This is a genomic window from Saccharopolyspora terrae, assembly GCF_004348435.1.
Classification (GTDB): domain Bacteria; phylum Actinomycetota; class Actinomycetes; order Mycobacteriales; family Pseudonocardiaceae; genus Saccharopolyspora; species Saccharopolyspora endophytica.
This window is the reverse complement of the sequence record NZ_SMKS01000159.1, coordinates 1-577: the sequence shown is the minus strand read 5'-3', so window position 1 is coordinate 577 and position 577 is coordinate 1. Positions and strand designations below refer to the sequence as shown.

Annotated in this window: 1 protein-coding gene; it reads right to left on the bottom strand. The window is 54.6% G+C overall.

Annotation, left to right across the window (positions count from 1 at the left end; all coding sequences use genetic code 11):
• A partial coding sequence (locus E1181_RS31170) for a helicase-related protein (RefSeq protein ID WP_268948045.1) occupies nucleotides 1–577 on the bottom strand: 577 nt, incomplete at both ends.

Here is a 577-nt window from a genome sequence, read left to right as displayed (position 1 = left end):
GGTGAAGCCAGATAGTTAATCAGATCGTTGTATACGCTATCGTAAATAGTGCGTCCGGTCGGGCAGGTGTGCTCAAATGCATCCAGACCTTCGTGATACCAGCGCACCAGCACCGACTGAGCGGTTTTCTCCAGATAAGGCACATGGATCTGAATATCGTGCGCCTGGCCGATACGATCCAGACGACCAATACGCTGCTCCAGTAGATCCGGGTTGAATGGCAGGTCAAACATCACCATGTGGCTGGCGAACTGGAAGTTACGTCCTTCAGAACCGATTTCTGAGCACAGCAGTACCTGTGCGCCGGTGTCTTCTTCGGCAAACCAGGCGGCAGCGCGGTCACGTTCGATAATCGACATACCTTCGTGGAACACCGCAGCGCGAATACCTTCACGTTCGCGCAGTACCTGCTCCAGTTGCAGCGCAGTGGCAGCTTTGGCGCAGATCACCAGCACTTTCTGAGAGCGATGGCTGGTCAGGTAGCCCATCAGCCACTCAACGCGCGGATCGAAGTTCCACCAGGTGGCGTTATCACCTTCAAATTCCTGATAAATACGCTCCGGGTAGAGCATATCGC